The sequence below is a fragment of the Streptomyces ruber genome (assembly GCF_014648075.1).
In the GTDB taxonomy this organism is placed as follows: domain Bacteria; phylum Actinomycetota; class Actinomycetes; order Streptomycetales; family Streptomycetaceae; genus Streptomyces; species Streptomyces ruber.
Genome location: NZ_BMQK01000013.1, coordinates 141,432 through 157,405 on the forward strand (window position 1 = coordinate 141,432; position 15,974 = coordinate 157,405).

Genomic DNA, 15,974 nt, shown 5'->3' on the forward strand with positions numbered 1-15,974 from the left:
GGGAACAGCCATGAGGTCCGAGAAGATCCGCCGCTGGGAGTCGGGCGCCCTCGCGCACGCCGTGACGGACCCCTTCGGCCAGGGCCCCGTCCCCTGGCTCCGGGGCGTCGAGACGTACGTCGACGAGAGCGGGCGGCTCGTCCCCTGGTACGCCGACCAGACCGACGCGCACCCCGACGCACCCCCGGACGCGACGACCCGGGAGGGCGGCACCCGGATTCCCGGCCCCCGCCCCGGACGCGCACACGCCGGAGGTCCCCGTTCCGCCGACGACTTCCACCGGCAGATCAAGGGCTTCGCCACCACCGGCTCCACCACTCCGGGCGAGTCCATCGACTTCCACGTCACCGTCGATCCGCCCCAGGAGTTCAGCGTCGACATCTACCGGATCGGCCACTACGGCGGCGACGGCGCGGCCAAGATCACCACCAGTCCGCGCCTCTCCGGCATCGTCCAGCCCCCGCCCCTCACCGCCGACCGCACGGTCTCCTGTCACCACTGGTGGCTCTCCTGGCGCCTGCAGATCCCGGCCTACTGGCGGACCGGGGCGTACGTGGCCGTCCTGACGACCGCCGACGGCTACCGCTCGCACATCCCCTTCACGGTCCGTGACGACCACCCCGCCGACGTGCTGGTCGTGCTGCCCGACATCACCTGGCAGGCGTACAACCTCTACCCGGAGGACGGCCGCACCGGTGCGAGCCTCTACCACGCCTGGGACGAGGAGGGCCGGCTCCTCGGCGAGGCCGACGCCGCCGGCACGGTCTCCTTCGACCGTCCCTACGCCGGCGCGGGTCTGCCCCTTTACGTCGGCCACGCCTACGACTTCATCCGCTGGGCCGAGCGCTACGGCTACGACCTCGCCTACGCCGACGCCCGCGACCTGCACGCCGGTCACATCGACCCCACCCGTTACCGATGCCTGGTCTTCCCCGGCCGCGACGAGTACTGGACGGGGCCCATGCGCCGGGCCGCGGAGCACGCCCGCGACCGGGGCACCTCCCTGGTCTTCCTCTCCGCCGGCGCCCTGTACTGGCGGGTGGAACTGGGGCCGTCCCCGTCCGGAGCCCCTGACCGGCTGCTGACCTGCCGCAAGCACAAGGGTCCTGGCAAGCCCATGCTGTGGCGCGAGACGGACCGCCCCGAGCAGGAGCTGATCGGCGTCCAGTACGCGGGCAGAGTGCCCGGCCCCCGTCCGCTGGTCGTGCGCCGGGCCGGGCACTGGCTGTGGGAGGCGACCGGCGTTCAGGAGGGCGACGAGCTGGAGGGACTGGTCGCGGGCGGGGCCGACCGCCGCTTCTCCCGCGCCCCGCTGCGCGGCCACGAGAACCGCGTCCTGCTCGCACAGTCCCCGTACCGCGACGTCGAGGGCGCCGCCCGGCACCAGGAGACGTCCCTGTACCGGACGGCCTCCGGAGCCTGGGTCTTCGCCTCCGGGACACTCGCCTGGACCCCGGCGCTGGGCCGCCCCGGCCACGCCGACCCGCGCGTCCAGCAGGCCACGGCCAATCTGCTCGACCGCATCTGCAAACGCGACTGACCTGCGGCGAGAACGGCGTCCGGGACCGGACCCCGGCCGCCGTCCGGCACCCGTATACGGGAGAATCGACTCATTGGACAGAACCACGGGGAGGAACCGTGTCCGGATTCGTCGAAAAGCCCGAGCCGATCGAGGTTCCGGGCCTGGTGCACCTGCACACCGGCAAGGTGCGCGAGCTGTACCAGAACGAGGCGGGCGACCTCGTGATGGTCGCCAGCGACCGTACGTCCGCGTACGACTGGGTGCTGCCGACCGAGATCCCCGACAAGGGCCGCATCCTCACGCAGCTCTCCTTGTGGTGGTTCGACCAGCTCGCCGACCTGGTCCCGAACCACGTGGTGAGCACCGAGCTGCCACCGGGCGCCCCCGCCGACTGGGCGGGCCGCACCCTGGTCTGCAAGTCCCTGCGTATGGTGCCGGTGGAGTGCGTGGCGCGCGGCTACCTCACGGGCTCGGGTCTCGCCGAGTACGACGAGTCCCGCACGGTCTGCGGCCTGGCCCTCCCCGAAGGGCTCGTCGACGGCTCGGAACTCCCCGCGCCGATCTTCACCCCGGCCACCAAGGCCGAGGTCGGCGAGCACGACGAGAACGTGCCCTACGAGGAGGTCGCCCGCCGGGTCGGCGCCGAGACCGCCGCCCAGCTGCGGCAGGCGACGCTCGCCATCTACAGCCGGGCCCGCGACATCGCCCGTGACCGCGGCATCATCCTCGCGGACACGAAGTTCGAGTTCGGCTTCGAGGGGGAGGACCTCGTCCTCGCCGACGAGGTGCTCACCCCCGACTCCTCCCGGTTCTGGCCGGCCGACCAGTGGGAGCCGGGCCGTCCCCAGCAGTCCTTCGACAAGCAGTTCGTCCGCGACTGGCTGACCTCCGCCGAGTCCGGCTGGGACCGCAAGGGTGAGCAGCCGCCGCCCGTGCTGCCCGAGGAGATCGTGGCGGCGACCCGCGCGAAGTACGTCGAGGCGTACGAGCGTCTGACGGGCACGCCCTGGTCGTGAGGCGTGGCGCCCGGCATCGGGCACCGTCCGGTGCTCGGTGCTCGGTGCTCGGTGCTCGGTGCTCGGTGCCCGGTGTTCGGTGCTCAGCGCCGGGTGCCGGGCCGACCGCGTACGCACACGACGGAGGCCCCGGTTCACAGAACCGGGGCCTTCACTCTGAGCGGACGACGAGGCTCGAACTCGCGACCTCAACCTTGGCAAGGTTGCGCTCTACCAACTGAGCTACGTCCGCGTTGCGCCGTGGCGCGAGAGCAACTATACCCAACCTCGCTCCCGCGCGAGACGCACTGCCGCATGACGGTTCTCCGCCCCGAGCTTGGAGACGGCCGACGAGAGGTAGTTCCGCACGGTGCCCTGGGAGAGGGCGGCCCGCTCGGCGATCTCCGCGACGGGCGCCCCGTCCGCCGCGTACTCCAGTACCTCGGTCTCCCGTTCGGTCAGCGGCGAGTCGCCCGCGGCGATGGCGTCGGCCGCCAACTCCGGGTCCACGTACCGGTTACCGGCGTGCACGGCACGGATGATCTCCGCCAGCCGCTGCGCGCTGACGGTCTTCGGCACGAACCCGCGCACGCCCGCCTCCAACGCGCGCTTGAGGTGCCCCGGCCTGCCGTGACTCGTCACGATCAGCACCTTGCAGTCGGGCAGTTCGGTGCGCAGGGATGTGGCGACCCTCACACCGTCCGCACCCGGCATCTGGAGATCCAGCACCGCCACGTCGGGCGCGTGCGCCCGCGCCATCGCCAGCGCCTCCGGACCGGTCGCGGCCTCCGCCACGACGAGCAGGTCGTCCTCCAGCGCGAGCAGCGTGGCGAGCGCGCCCCGGATCAGGTGCTCGTCATCGGCGAGCAGCAGCCGAACGCGCGGCAGGGGGGTGGCCGACGTCATGAGGTGACCTCACTTGTTGCAACGATCTTGTTGAAACGGGGCCGCGCCTCGTCCACCCCCGCGGAACGCGGTGCGGCCCTGTCCGCCGCGGCCCCGGCCTCGGCCTTCGCGCGCCTCGGGTGACCGTGCGGGGCGTGCTCGGGCAACGGCACCTCGGCCGTCACCCGGAACAGTCCCTCGCCGCAGGGCGCGGCGGTCAGCGTGCCGTCGACCTCGGCGAGCCGCTCGCGCAGCCCCGCGAGGCCGGAGCCCCTGCCCGAAGAGGCCTGCTCGGGCGCCCCGTCGTTCTGCACGGTGAGCACGACCCGGTCGTCCTCCCTGCGCAGCGCCACGGAACAGCGCACCGCGTTCCCGTGCCGCAGCACGTTCGTCGTCGCCTCGCGGACCACCCAGCCGAGTGCCGACTGGACCTCCTGCGGCAGCCCCAGGCCCGAACCCGTGACCTCGCACTCGATGCCGGCCGCCGTGAGAACTCCGCGCGCACCCGCGAGCTCGGCGCTCAGATCGGCCGCGCGGTACCCGCGCACCACCGCGCGCACCTCGCTCTGCGTCTCCTGGGCGATCCGCTGCACCTCGATCATCTGCTCCAGCGCCTCGGGCCGCTCCCGCCGGGCCAGCTGCACGGCCAGCTCGCTCTTCAGGGCGATCACCGCGAGGTTGCGGCCCATCACGTCGTGCAGGTCCCGTCCGAAGCGCAGCCGCTCCTCGGCCACGGCCAGCCGGGCCAGGGTGTCGCGCGCCTCGTGCAGTTCGTACACCGCCTTGAGCAGCCAGACCGAGAACACCGAGGCCGAGGTGAGGAAACCGGCGACCAGCAGCACTGCCACCGCGAGGCCCGAAGCCGCGGCCAGGGGGATGCCCAGCAGGACCGACACCCCCCCGGTGCCGATCGCGGCGCCCACGACCGACAGGAAGGCGTGCTTCCGCCGGTCGAAGCCCAGCACGGTGAGGCAGAGGCCGAAACCGAGGACGCCGACGGTCACCGTGTACATCGACCCCGCGGCGTCCGGACCGCCGGAGCCGTGCTTCCCCAGCGCGAGCGTGACGACACCGAGCGCTCCCGTGGCGGCACCGAGCGAGGCGAGGAGGTTGACCGGCCGCTCCCGGCGGCCGCACAGCCAGTCGAACGTCCGGGACGTGGTCACCAGGCTCAGCAGGGCGTGCGCGATGACCAGCGCCAGCAGCCAGCTCGCGGAGGCGAGCCGCAGGTGGCCGAAGGGCGTCGTCCCGAGCGCGAGGAGCTCGGCCACCGGGAAGCCGAGGAACGACCAGCGGGTGTACGTCTCGACCTTCGCCGCTGTGCTCATGTCCCGCCACCATGTCCTCAGCCCCCGCATCGCCCAGCTCCCGTCAACGCCGCGGTTCCCACCGGAACCACCGTCGCACAGCCCACATCGCGAGCGCGGTCCACGCCACTCCGGTCACGACGGCCGTCAGGACGTCGGACGCCGGCAGCCCGCCGGTCCAGCCACCGCGTACCAGGGTGACGACCGGGGTCAGCGGCAGCAGTTCGCAGATTCTGGCGAGGCCGTCGGGCATGACCTCGAGCGGGACGAACGTGCCCGAGCCCATCATCGAGAGGAAGATCAGCGGCATGGACATGAACTGCGCGCCCTCCACGCTCCTGCTGAAGCTGGAGGTGACCGCCGCGAGCGCGGGCCACATGACCAGGCCCAGCAGCAGGCCCAGGACGGCGTAGTGCGGTGCCTCGGGTGCGCCGACGTCCAGGAGCGCGATGCAGGCGGCGATCAGGACGACGCTCTGCACCAGGGCTATGGCGACGGACGGCAGCGCCGCGCCCGCGAGGATCTCTGCGTCCCGCAGTTCTCCGGTGCGCAGCCGCTTGAGGACGAGCTCCTCGCGCCGGGCCGCGTACACGCTCACCAGTGAGCTGTAGACCGCGAAGAGCAGCGAGAAGCCGAGGGTGGACGAGATGATGACGGCGCCGGTCGACAGCCCGGTGCCGGACAGGTCCATCCCGTCGATCGACGTGCTCAGGCCGACCGGCATCACCAGCGGGACGAACAGCGCCGCGAACAGGGTGGCCTTGGTCCGTCCCAGCAGCGTCAGCTCCGCCCGCGCCAGCGCGGCCATACGGCTGACGGGTGTGGTGGTGCCGGCTTCCGCGCCCGTGCCCTCGTGCGTCACAGCGGTCACTTCACCGCTCCCCTCTTCGCGTTGGTTCCGGACGCCGCCGCCAGTCCCGGCTCCGCACCGTCGACGGACGCGTCGAGTGCCGCGGGTGCGCCGGACGCCTCCCGGGCTATCTGCAGGAACGCCTCCTCCAGCGACGCCGACCGCACGTCGAGTCCGCGCAGCTCGACACGGGTGCGCTCGGCCCACACGAGCAGTCCGGTGGCGGCACGCTGCAGCTCGTTCGTACGGAGCCGCACCGTACGGCCGACCATCTCGTGGTCGATCACACCGAGCTCGGCCAGCGGCGGCAGGTCGCCGAGGAAGTAGCCCTCGGGCAGCTCGAAGCCGATGCGGGACGGCTGCGTCGCGGTCACCTCCGCCGGGGTGCCGGTCGCCGCGATGCGTCCCTCGTGGAGGATCGCCAGCCGGCCGGCCAGGTTCTCGGCCTCCTCCAGGTAGTGCGTGGTGAGCAGGACAGTGGTGCCCTCGTCGCGCAGTTCACGCACCAGCTCCCAGGTGGCCTGGCGGCCCTCGGCGTCGAGACCGGTGGTCGGCTCGTCGAGGAAGAGGACCTCGGGGCGGCCGAGGAGCGCGAGTGCCAGGTCCAGGCGCCGCTTCTCGCCTCCGGACAACTGCTTGACCCGTACGCCGGTCCGCTTGCCCAGGCCGACGAGTTCCAGCGCCTCCTTCGTGGGGCGTGCTCCGCTGGTGCAGCCCGCCCACATCCGTATGGTCTCCCCGACGGTCAACTCGGAGGGGAATCCACCCTCCTGCAGCATCACGCCGATGCGGGGCCGCACGGCGGCCCGTTCCGTGTAGGGGTCGTGGCCGAGGATGCGCACCCGTCCGGCGGCCGGTGCCGCGAGGCCTTCCAGTACCTCGACCGTCGACGTCTTGCCCGCGCCGTTCGTGCCCAGGAGCGCGAAGAGTTCACCGCGGCCCACGGAGAACGTGATCCCCCGTACGGCCTCGAAACCGCCCCCGTACACGCGCCGCAGATCCGTGACGTCAATCACGTTCTCATGCCCGTTCGTGTTCATGCTTCGAGCATCCCCGCCGACGGGGAACGGCGGCAATGCGAGCTGTCATCGCTCCGCATGACAAATGTCAGAACGAGGGCCTGCACAGGCACCTAGGCCCACAAGAAGAAAGTCCCCGGTCCGCAGGACCGGGGACTTTCTCACTGGAGCGGACGACGAGGCTCGAACTCGCGACCTCAACCTTGGCAAGGTTGCGCTCTACCAACTGAGCTACGTCCGCATTGCCTCCGACCGGCTTCCACCGATCGGCGCGAGCACCAGCCTACCTGATCGACAAGAGCGATCCGACCGGCGGTGCAGAGCGGGTGACAGGAATTGCACACTGCGCCTTCCCCCTGGAAGGGGGATGTTCTACTACTGAACTACACCCGCATACCTCCGCGAGCTGGGCTTTTCGGCCTCGCCCCGCGGCGTGCTCCAGACTTTAGCTGATCACCAGGGGTGCTGCGCAAGTCGGTTGCGGGAGGCGCCGGATGACCGGTCGCCGCCGGCCCTCTCCGCCCCGGAGGGCGGTGGGGCGACACCGCGCGCACGCCCTGTCGCCCCACCGCCCTCCGGCAGTCCTACTGAGCCGCCGCGAAGGCCTCGTACACCTTCTTCGGGATCCGCCCGCGCGCGGGCACGTCCATCCTGCGGGACTGGGCCCAGGCGCGGACCGTCGCCGGATCGGGGGCCACGTCGGTCTGCTGGTAGGCCTTGCCGGATTTCGACCGCTTGCGGCCGGCTTCGACGTACGGGGCGAGGGCCTTGCGCAGTTCACTGGCATTGGCCTCGTTGAGGTCGATCTCGTACGACTTGCCGTCCAGACCGAAGGCGATCGTTTCCGCCGCTTCCGAGCCGTCGATGTCGTCGAAGAGAGTGACTACGACACGCTGCGCCACGAATATCGGTCCTTTCGTGCGACGTCCGGGCTGCCCGGTGCGCTGTTACGAGGAACGCCGCACCGTATGAGTGCCCGGAGGCCGGCTGTGGTCGGGTGTCCGGCTGTTTTCGCCGTTCATGTGCCGTTCACACGTCACCGAAGTGGTGGCGCAAAGAGCGACTGGCCGAAGTATCGGCTATTGCCTTTTCCTTTGTACAGGGCACGGCTTTGCGAAGTGTGAACCGTCTAAAACCGTCCGCGTGTCACGGTGCAATAGCTGTCGCAGATCTTTCCGGTAATTTTCCGTAACGCACCTGGACCGTTGCCGGATCGTGATGGCCGTCACGTAGTTTCCTACGAATCTACTCGCGTAGAAATTTTGTCCGGGTAGTCTGAAGAAACCTGCTCAGCACCACACACCGGGAGTGCCAGTGGCACGCGTCGTAGTCGACGTCATGCTCAAGCCGGAGATCCTCGACCCCCAGGGCCAGGCGGTGCAGCGTGCGCTGCCGCGCCTCGGTTTCGAGGGCGTCTCCGACGTACGTCAGGGAAAGCGATTCGAACTGGAAGTTGACGGGCCGGTCGACGACGCCGCGCTCGCCCGCATCCACGAACTGGCGGAATCCTTCCTCGCCAACACCGTGATCGAGGACTTCACCGTGAAGGTGGAGGAGGAGAAGGCGGGGGCCGGCAAGTGACCGCTCGTATCGGGGTCGTCACTTTCCCGGGCAGCCTGGACGACCGGGACACCCAGCGGGCGGTCCGGCTCGCGGGCGCCGAGCCGGTCGCGCTCTGGCACAAGGACAAGGACCTCAAGCAGGTCGACGCCGTGGTGCTGTGCGGGGGGTTCTCCTACGGCGACTATCTGCGCGCGGGCGCCATTGCCCGGTTCTCGCCGGTGATGGAGACCCTGATCGAGCAGGCGAAGTCGGGAATGCCGGTGCTCGGCATCTGCAACGGCTTCCAGATCCTCACCGAGGCCCACCTGCTGCCCGGCGCCATGCTCGGCAACGACCACCTGCACTTCATCTGCCGCGACCAGAAGCTGCGGGTGGAGAACGCGGACACCTCCTGGACCACCGACTACGAGTCCGGCCAGGAGATCCACATCCCGCTGAAGAACATGGACGGGCGGTACGTCGCCGACGAGCGCACCCTCGACATGCTGGAGGCGGAGGGCCGGGTCGCGTTCCGCTACCTGGACTTCAACCCCAACGGCTCCCTCCGGGACATCGCCGGCATCACCAACGAGGCGGGCAACGTCGTCGGCCTGATGCCGCACCCGGAGCACGCCGTCGAGCCCCTCATCGGCTCCGGCCGCACCGACGGCCTCCCCTTCTTCACCTCGATCCTCAAGAAGCTGGTCAACGCATGAGCAAGACCCCTCTGGACACGGTCGAGCACGCGGCCGCGACCCCGGACGTCGAGCTGCCCTGGGCCGAACTCGGCCTGAAGAAGGACGAGTACGAGCGGGTCGTGGAGATCCTCGGCCGCCGGCCCACCGGCGCCGAGCTCGCCATGTACTCGGTCATGTGGTCCGAGCACTGCTCGTACAAGTCCTCCAAGGTCCACCTGCGCCAGTTCGGCGAAAAGGCGCCCCAGTCGGACGCCCTGCTCGTCGGCATAGGCGAGAACGCGGGCGTCGTGGACGTCGGCCAGGGCTACGCGGTCACCTTCAAGGTGGAGTCGCACAACCACCCCTCCTACGTGGAGCCCTACCAGGGCGCGGCCACGGGTGTCGGCGGCATCGTGCGCGACATCATCGCGATGGGCGCGCGGCCGGTGGCCGTCGTGGACCCGCTGCGCTTCGGCGCCGCGGACCACCCGGACACCAAGCGCGTCCTGCCCGGCGTCGTCGCGGGCATCGGCGGCTACGGCAACTGCCTCGGCCTGCCCAACATCGGCGGCGAGGTCGTCTTCGACGCCTGCTACCAGGGCAACCCGCTGGTCAACGCCGGTGCCATCGGCGTCATGCGGCACGAGGACATCCACCTCGCGAAGGCGTCCGGCGCGGGCAACAAGGTCATCCTGTACGGCGCCCGGACCGGCGGCGACGGCATCGGCGGCGCCTCGATCCTGGCCTCCGAGACCTTCGACGACGCCAAGCCCTCGAAGCGCCCCGCCGTCCAGGTCGGCGACCCCTTCCAGGAGAAGCTGCTCATCGAGTGCACCCTGGAGGCGTTCGCCGAGAAGCTCGTCGTCGGCATCCAGGACCTCGGCGCCGCCGGTCTGTCCTGCGCCACCTCCGAGCTCGCCTCCAACGGCTCCGGCGGCATGCGCGTCACGCTGGACGACGTCCCCCTGCGCGACTCCACGCTCTCGCCCGAGGAGATCCTCATGAGCGAGTCGCAGGAGCGCATGTGCGCGGTCGTGGAGCCCGACAAGGTCGACCGCTTCCTCGCCATCTGCGACAAGTGGGACGTCATCGCCACCGTCATCGGCGAGGTGACGGACGGCGACCGGCTGGAGATCTTCTGGCACGGGGAGAAGATCGTCGACGTCGACCCGCGCACGGTCGCGCACGACGGCCCGGTCTACGAGCGCCCGTACGCCCGCCCGGACTGGCAGGACGCCCTCCAGGCGGACGACGCGAACAAGCTGCCCCGCCCGGAGACGAGCGAGGAGCTGCGCGAGCAGGTCCTCAAGCTGGTGAGCTCCCCGAACCAGGCCTCCAAGTCCTGGATCACCTCCCAGTACGACCACTTCGTGCAGGGCAACACGGTCCTCGCCCAGCCCGAGGACTCCGGCATGATCCGCGTCGACGAGGAGTCCGGCCTCGGCGTCGCCATCGCGACCGACGGCAACGGCCGGTACGCGAAGCTCGACCCGTACACGGGCGCGCAGCTCGCCCTGGCGGAGGCGTACCGCAACGTCGCCACCACCGGCGCCAAGCCCCTCGCGGTCTCCGACTGCCTGAACTTCGGCTCCCCCGAGGACCCGGCGGTCATGTGGCAGTTCGCGGAGGCCGTGCGCGGTCTCGCGGACGCCTGTCAGCAGCTCGGCACCCCGGTGACCGGCGGCAACGTCTCCCTCTACAACCAGACGGGCGAGGCGGCGATCCACCCGACCCCGGTCGTGGCGGTCCTCGGCGTCATCGACGACGTGGCGCGGCGCACGCCGGTCGCCTTCCAGGAGGAGGGCCAGCTGCTCTACCTCCTCGGCGACACCCGCGAGGAGTTCGGCGGCTCGGCCTGGTCCCAGGTGATCCACGACCACCTCGGCGGACTGCCACCGCAGGTGGACCTGGAGCGCGAGCGGCTGCTCGGCGAGATCCTGATCTCCGCCTCCCGCGACGGCATGATCGACTCCGCGCACGACCTGTCCGACGGCGGTCTGATCCAGGCCGTGGTCGAGTCGGCGCTGCTCGGCGGCAAGGGCGCGCGGCTGGTCGTCCCGGACGGGCTCGACGCCTTCACGTTCCTCCTCTCCGAGTCGGCGGGGCGCGCGATCGTCGCCGTGCCGCGCTCGGAGGAGGTCCGCTTCAACGACATGTGCGGCGCGCGGGGCCTGCCGGTCACCCGCATCGGTGTCGTGGACGGCACTGTGTCCGACGGAAATGCGGTGGTGGAGGTCCAGGGCGAGTTCACGCTCTCCCTGGACGAGCTGCGCACGGCGCACGAGGGGACGATCCCGGCGCTGCTGGCGTAGTCCCGCCGCAGCGGCAGCGGCAGCGGCAGCTGTGCGAAGCCCCCGTCCGGTTCTCCGGGCGGGGGCTTCGGCGTGTCCGGGTACGGCGTGTCCGGGTGCGGCGTGTCCTGGTAGGGAAACCCGCGACGTACGCCATCGACGTCATCGCCGAGCCCGAGCCGGGCGCCCGCCCCGCCTTCCGCGCACTGTGGCCGCTCGCACGCCGCCCCCAGGACGTCCCGGCCTGCGGTGCCCCGATCCGCGCGGTCGCCGACGCCACGGTCGTACGGGCCGCCGACGGCCGGCGCGACCATCCGGGCCGCACCTCGCTGCCGGCCCTGCTGTACCTGATGCGGCGCGGCGTCGGAGGCCCCGCAACGGGGGGATCTCCGAGGCGTCCCCGGCAGACGTCGCCCGCACATAGGGTGACGCCATGCCCCCGGCCAAGAAGCGCACCCGCAGTTACGACCCGGCCAAGATCCGCGCCGCGGTGCTCGCCCAGTTCGGAAACGTACGGGGTGCCGTACACACCCTCACCCCCGAGCAGCTCGCCGCCCCCACCCGCCTCGGCGACTGGACCGTGCGGGACCTGGCGGTGCACATCGCGATGACCCTGGAGCTCGCCAACCGCGCCGTGGACGCGCCGGAACCGGCCGAGCCGGACCTCGGGCCGCACGACGTCCTCTTCGCGAGCGCCCCGTACGCGGAGGGCATCGCCGAGCGCGTCCGGGAGACCGCCGAGCGCACCCCCGATCTCGACGCCCTGTTCGCCGGCACCGAGGAGCGCCTCACCGCACGTCTCGCCGCGACGCCCGGCACCCGGTTGCTCGCCATCCGGGCCGGTGCGGTTCCCCTCGCCGACTACTTGGTCACCCGCACCGTCGAACTGGTCGTCCACACCGACGACCTCAACGCCGCCGTGCCGGGCCTCGACATCCCGTACGACCGTCAGGCCCTCGCCGCCTGTACCCGGCTGCTCGCCGACGCACTCGCCGTGAAGGCGCCCGGCGCCTCGACCGAGGTGCGGGTGCCGCCGTACGCCGTGGTGCAGTGCGTCGAGGGCCCGCGGCACACCCGTGGCACCCCGCCCAACGTCGTCGAGACCGACCCGCTGACCTGGATCCGGCTCGCCACGGGACGTGAGGACTGGAAGACCTCCGTACGGGAGGCGCGCGTCAGCGCCAGCGGTGAGCGCGCCGACCTCGGCGCTCTGCTGCCCCTGATGGCGTGAGCCCGGCGAAGTTTCACGTGAAACTTCGCCGGGATTCCCTGGAACCGCTCCGCCGTCCCACCCGTCCCAGCGGCATGGACAAGCAGCGACTGACTCTCACCGCCCTGACCCTCCTGCCGCTCGCGGTGGCCTGCGGCAGCGAGTCGGGCAGCGGCTCCGTCGGCACTCAGACCCCGGCGTCCCAGCCCGTCACCGGCATCCACTGGAACGTCGACAGCCTGACCACCGACGGGATGACCATCACGGCCCCCGACGACGCCTTCCTGCGGATCGCCGAGAACGGCAAGGTCCAGGGCAACTACGGGTGCAACGACTTCGGCGCCACCGCGACCGTCGAGGGCGACCGGGTGGACTTCGGGAAGGCGGAGTCCACGGTGACGGCCTGCGTGCAGGAGGCTGCGATGTCGTTCGAGGAGTCCTTCTCCCGCGCCCTCGCCGGGGGAGCTCTCGCGGCCGACGTGCACGACGGCGAACTCACCCTCACCACCGACGACGGGGACACGGTCCGGCTGAGCGAGGAGAAGTCCGCCGGACTGTACGGCACGAAGTGGACGGTCACCGCGCTCCGGGACGGCAGCGCCGCGAAACCCCTCCCCGAGGAGGCCAAGGACAAGGCCTGGCTCACCTTCGACGAGAAGGCCGGCACGGTCAGCGGCAGCCTGGGCTGCAATCAGGTCTCCGCGAAGGCGACCGTACGCGACGGTCACATCACCCTCGGCGCCCCCGAAGCCACCCGCAAGATGTGCGACGGCTCACTCATGGACACCGAACAGTCCTTGCTCAAGCTTTTCGACAGCAAGATCGAATACCGGATCGACCACCGCGATATCACGCTGACCAGGGAAAACGGCGAAGGTGTCAGTGGGGTGGCCGACGGCTGAGCCGCGCCGGCAAGGATCGCCTCACCGGCGTCATCCGAGATCACCGGATTCGGACCAGTGCACGATCTCGCCTACACTCGGTGGCGTGCCACGTGGTGACGGTCGACTCAATCACGATCTGCTTCCCGGCGAGAAGGGCCCCCAGGACGCGTGCGGCGTCTTCGGTGTCTGGGCTCCGGGCGAAGAGGTCGCAAAGCTCACGTACTTCGGGCTGTACGCCCTCCAGCATCGGGGCCAGGAATCCGCGGGAATCGCGGTCAGCAACGGCTCCCAGATCCTCGTCTTCAAGGACATGGGACTGGTCTCCCAGGTCTTCGACGAAACCTCGCTCGGCGCCCTCCAGGGACACATCGCCGTCGGGCATGCCCGCTACTCGACCACCGGCGCCTCCATCTGGGAGAACGCCCAGCCGACGTTCCGCGCCACCGCGCGCGGTTCCATCGCGCTCGGCCACAACGGCAACCTGGTGAACACCGCCCAGCTCGCGGAGATGGTCGCCGACCTGCCCAAGCAGGACGGCCGCACCCCGCAGGTCGCCGCGACCAACGACACCGACCTCGTCACGGCGCTGCTGGCCGGACAGGTCGACGACGACGGCAAGCCGCTGAGCGTCGAGGACGCGGCCGCGAAGGTCCTCCCGCAGGTCCAGGGCGCCTTCTCGCTCGTCTTCATGGACGATCACACCCTTTATGCGGCCCGCGACCCGCAGGGCATCCGCCCGCTGGTCCTCGGCCGGCTGGAGCGCGGCTGGGTGGTCGCCTCCGAGACCGCCGCCCTCGACATCGTGGGCGCCAGCTTCGTCCGTGAGATCGAACCGGGCGAGTTCATCGCCGTCGACGAGAACGGCCTGCGCACCTCGCGCTTCGCGGAAGCGAAGCCCAAGGGCTGTGTCTTCGAGTACGTGTACCTGGCCCGCCCGGACACCGACATCGCCGGCCGGAACGTCTACCTGTCCCGCGTGGAGATGGGCCGCCGTCTCGCCGCCGAAGCGCCCGCCGAGGCCGACCTCGTCATAGCCACCCCGGAGTCCGGGACTCCGGCCGCGATCGGCTACGCGGAGGCCAGCGGGATCCCGTTCGGCAGCGGTCTGGTGAAGAACGCCTACGTCGGACGTACGTTCATCCAGCCCTCGCAGACGATCCGCCAGCTGGGCATCCGGCTGAAGCTGAACCCCCTGAGGGAAGTCATCAAGGGCAAGCGCCTGGTGGTCGTCGACGACTCGATCGTCCGCGGCAACACCCAGCGCGCCCTCGTCCGCATGCTGCGCGAGGCGGGCGCCGCCGAGGTCCACATCCGGATCTCCTCCCCGCCCGTGAAGTGGCCCTGCTTTTTCGGCATCGACTTCGCCACCCGCGCCGAGCTCATCGCCAACGGCATGTCGGTCGACGAGATCGGCCGCTCCCTGGGCGCCGACTCGCTGTCGTACATCTCCATCGACGGCATGATCGAGGCGACCACCATCGCCAAGCCGAACCTCTGCCGCGCCTGCTTCGACGGTGACTACCCGATGGAGCTCCCGGACCCCGAGCTGCTCGGCAAGCAGCTCCTGGAGACCGAGCTGGCCGCCGGGCCCGCCGCCACGGCCGCCGCCGACGCGATCCGCCGTCCGTAGCCGGCCCGTTTTTCTGCCGTACGACACAAAGGTTCTCATCGTCATGTCTGAGACAACTGGTGCCAGCTACGCGGCCGCGGGCGTCGACATCGAGGCGGGCGACCGCGCCGTCGAGCTGATGAAGGAGTGGGTGAAGAAGACGCAGCGCCCCGAGGTCCTCGGCGGCCTCGGCGGCTTCGCCGGGCTCTTCGACGCCTCCGCCCTCAAGCGCTACGAGCGCCCCCTCCTCGCCTCCGCCACGGACGGCGTGGGCACGAAGGTCGACATCGCCCGGCAGCTGGGCGTGTACGACACCATCGGCCACGACCTCGTCGCGATGGTCATGGACGACATCGTCGTGTGCGGCGCCGAACCGCTGTTCATGACCGACTACATCTGCGTCGGCAAGGTCCACCCCGAGCGCGTCGCCGCCATCGTGAAGGGCATCGCCGAGGGCTGTGTACTGGCCGGATGCGCGCTGGTGGGCGGTGAGACGGCCGAACACCCGGGCCTGCTGGGTCCGGACGACTTCGACGTCGCCGGCGCCGGTACGGGCGTCGTGGAGGCCGACCGGGTGCTGGGCGCCGATCGCATCCGTACGGGTGACGCGGTGATCGCCATGGCCTCCTCGGGCCTTCACTCCAACGGGTACTCGCTGGTCCGGCACGTCCTGCTGGAGCGCGCTGGCCTCTCGCTGGACGCGCGGATCGAGGAGCTGGGCCGCACGCTCGGCGAGGAGCTGCTGGAACCCACCAAGATCTACTCGCTGGACTGCCTGGCGCTGCTCCGCACCACCGAGGTGCACGCCTTCAGCCACGTCACGGGCGGTGGGCTCGCGGCCAACCTGGCCCGGGTGGTCCCCGACAGCCTGCACGCGGTCGTCGACCGCTCCACCTGGACCCCGGACCCGATCTTCGATCTGGTGGGCCGGACCGGCGACGTCGAGCGCCTGGAGCTGGAGAAGACGCTGAACATGGGCGTCGGCATGATCGCGGTCGTACCGCTGGAGGCCGTGGACGTCGCGCTGACGACCCTCGCCGACCGCGGGGTCGAGGCATGGGTCGCCGGTGAGATCACCGAGCGCGGCGAGCACACCACGGGCGCCGCCCTGGTCGGGGACTACGCGAGCTGAGGCCCCGGACGGGACCGTGAGGAGCGCTTCACCCGCCCGGCGGCGGACAGC

Annotated in this window: 14 protein-coding genes, 3 tRNA genes and 1 pseudogene; 10 read left to right on the top strand and 8 right to left on the bottom strand. The window is 70.8% G+C overall.

The features are described 5' to 3' along the window. Window positions 1–10 precede the first annotated feature (10 nt). Window positions 11–1,540, top strand: a complete 1,530-nt coding sequence (locus IEZ04_RS24680; RefSeq protein WP_189219126.1) for a N,N-dimethylformamidase beta subunit family domain-containing protein — start codon at window positions 11–13, stop codon at window positions 1,538–1,540. 98 nt (window positions 1,541–1,638) lie between these two features. After that, window positions 1,639–2,538, top strand: a complete 900-nt coding sequence (locus IEZ04_RS24685) for a phosphoribosylaminoimidazolesuccinocarboxamide synthase (protein ID WP_189219127.1) — start codon at window positions 1,639–1,641, stop codon at window positions 2,536–2,538. 159 nt (window positions 2,539–2,697) lie between these two features. On the opposite strand, the gene IEZ04_RS24690 is transcribed toward IEZ04_RS24685, so the two are convergent. The 8 genes from IEZ04_RS24690 to IEZ04_RS24725 form a co-directional block, all read right to left on the bottom strand. Beyond that, window positions 2,698–2,770 (bottom strand) — tRNA-Gly (locus IEZ04_RS24690). Between the two features lie 23 nt (window positions 2,771–2,793). Next, the gene (locus IEZ04_RS24695; protein WP_189219128.1) at window positions 2,794–3,423 is read right to left on the bottom strand and encodes a response regulator transcription factor; all 630 of its coding nucleotides are present in this window, start codon (window positions 3,421–3,423) and stop codon (window positions 2,794–2,796) included. Then, window positions 3,420–4,760 carry a sensor histidine kinase gene (locus tag IEZ04_RS24700; protein WP_189219129.1) on the bottom strand — a complete coding sequence of 447 codons (1,341 nt, stop codon included), beginning with the start codon at window positions 4,758–4,760 and terminating at the stop codon, window positions 3,420–3,422. The genes IEZ04_RS24695 and IEZ04_RS24700 overlap by 4 nt, the downstream gene beginning before the upstream one ends. A 13-nt stretch (window positions 4,761–4,773) precedes the next feature. After that, window positions 4,774–5,517 carry an ABC transporter permease gene (locus IEZ04_RS24705; protein WP_189219192.1) on the bottom strand — a complete coding sequence of 248 codons (744 nt, stop codon included), beginning with the start codon at window positions 5,515–5,517 and terminating at the stop codon, window positions 4,774–4,776. Window positions 5,518–5,576: 59 nt separating this feature from the next. Next, entirely contained in the window at window positions 5,577–6,599 is a 1,023-nt protein-coding gene (locus IEZ04_RS24710; RefSeq protein ID WP_189219130.1) for an ABC transporter ATP-binding protein, read from the bottom strand. A gap of 144 nt (window positions 6,600–6,743) precedes the next feature. Then, window positions 6,744–6,819, bottom strand: a tRNA-Gly gene (locus tag IEZ04_RS24715). An 80-nt stretch (window positions 6,820–6,899) separates the two neighbouring features. Beyond that, window positions 6,900–6,971, bottom strand: a tRNA-Gly gene (locus IEZ04_RS24720). A 191-nt stretch (window positions 6,972–7,162) separates the two neighbouring features. Further along, complete coding sequence (locus IEZ04_RS24725; RefSeq protein WP_189219131.1) at window positions 7,163–7,480, bottom strand: histone-like nucleoid-structuring protein Lsr2; 318 nt, start codon at window positions 7,478–7,480, stop codon at window positions 7,163–7,165. A 412-nt stretch (window positions 7,481–7,892) separates the two neighbouring features. Here IEZ04_RS24725 and purS point away from each other — a divergent pair, with 412 nt between their 5' ends. From purS to purM, 8 genes and pseudogenes are all read left to right on the top strand, one after another. Next, window positions 7,893–8,159, top strand: a complete 267-nt coding sequence (gene purS / locus IEZ04_RS24730; protein ID WP_189219132.1) for a phosphoribosylformylglycinamidine synthase subunit PurS — start codon at window positions 7,893–7,895, stop codon at window positions 8,157–8,159. Beyond that, window positions 8,156–8,836 (top strand): phosphoribosylformylglycinamidine synthase subunit PurQ, encoded by a 681-nt coding sequence (gene purQ, locus IEZ04_RS24735; protein WP_189219133.1) that lies wholly within the window; start codon window positions 8,156–8,158, stop codon window positions 8,834–8,836. The genes purS and purQ overlap by 4 nt, the downstream gene beginning before the upstream one ends. Continuing rightward, window positions 8,833–11,109: a phosphoribosylformylglycinamidine synthase subunit PurL gene (gene purL, locus IEZ04_RS24740; RefSeq protein ID WP_189219134.1), complete on the top strand. Its 2,277-nt coding sequence runs from the start codon at window positions 8,833–8,835 to the stop codon at window positions 11,107–11,109. The genes purQ and purL overlap by 4 nt, the downstream gene beginning before the upstream one ends. Window positions 11,110–11,234: 125 nt before the next feature. Further along, window positions 11,235–11,441, top strand: a pseudogene (locus IEZ04_RS35135) (M23 family peptidase); the annotation flags it as partial. An 80-nt stretch (window positions 11,442–11,521) separates the two neighbouring features. Beyond that, window positions 11,522–12,319: a maleylpyruvate isomerase family mycothiol-dependent enzyme gene (locus IEZ04_RS24745; RefSeq protein ID WP_189219135.1), complete on the top strand. Its 798-nt coding sequence runs from the start codon at window positions 11,522–11,524 to the stop codon at window positions 12,317–12,319. 74 nt (window positions 12,320–12,393) lie between these two features. Next, a complete protein-coding gene (locus tag IEZ04_RS24750) occupies window positions 12,394–13,200 on the top strand; it encodes an META domain-containing protein (RefSeq protein WP_189219136.1) in 807 nt (268 codons plus the stop codon). Window positions 13,201–13,285: 85 nt separating this feature from the next. Beyond that, the gene (purF, locus tag IEZ04_RS24755; protein WP_189219137.1) at window positions 13,286–14,812 is read left to right on the top strand and encodes an amidophosphoribosyltransferase; all 1,527 of its coding nucleotides are present in this window, start codon (window positions 13,286–13,288) and stop codon (window positions 14,810–14,812) included. Between the two features lie 43 nt (window positions 14,813–14,855). After that, entirely contained in the window at window positions 14,856–15,923 is a 1,068-nt protein-coding gene (gene purM, locus IEZ04_RS24760) for a phosphoribosylformylglycinamidine cyclo-ligase (protein ID WP_189219138.1), read from the top strand. Window positions 15,924–15,974: the final 51 nt, after the last annotated feature.

What these genes read in the sequence shown, in the direction of transcription:
- IEZ04_RS24680 (WP_189219126.1), top strand. Translation starts at nt 11, where the DNA reads ATGAGGTCCGAGAAGATCCGCCGCTGGGAGTCGGGCGCCCTCGCGCAC.
- IEZ04_RS24695 (WP_189219128.1), bottom strand. Translation starts at nt 3,423, where the DNA reads ATGACGTCGGCCACCCCCCTGCCGCGCGTTCGGCTGCTGCTCGCCGAT.
- IEZ04_RS24700 (WP_189219129.1), bottom strand. Translation starts at nt 4,760, where the DNA reads ATGCGGGGGCTGAGGACATGGTGGCGGGACATGAGCACAGCGGCGAAG.
- IEZ04_RS24705 (WP_189219192.1), bottom strand. Translation starts at nt 5,517, where the DNA reads ATGGCCGCGCTGGCGCGGGCGGAGCTGACGCTGCTGGGACGGACCAAG.
- IEZ04_RS24710 (WP_189219130.1), bottom strand. Translation starts at nt 6,599, where the DNA reads ATGAACACGAACGGGCATGAGAACGTGATTGACGTCACGGATCTGCGG.
- purL (WP_189219134.1), top strand. Translation starts at nt 8,833, where the DNA reads ATGAGCAAGACCCCTCTGGACACGGTCGAGCACGCGGCCGCGACCCCG.
- IEZ04_RS24745 (WP_189219135.1), top strand. Translation starts at nt 11,522, where the DNA reads ATGCCCCCGGCCAAGAAGCGCACCCGCAGTTACGACCCGGCCAAGATC.
- IEZ04_RS24750 (WP_189219136.1), top strand. Translation starts at nt 12,394, where the DNA reads ATGGACAAGCAGCGACTGACTCTCACCGCCCTGACCCTCCTGCCGCTC.
- purM (WP_189219138.1), top strand. Translation starts at nt 14,856, where the DNA reads ATGTCTGAGACAACTGGTGCCAGCTACGCGGCCGCGGGCGTCGACATC.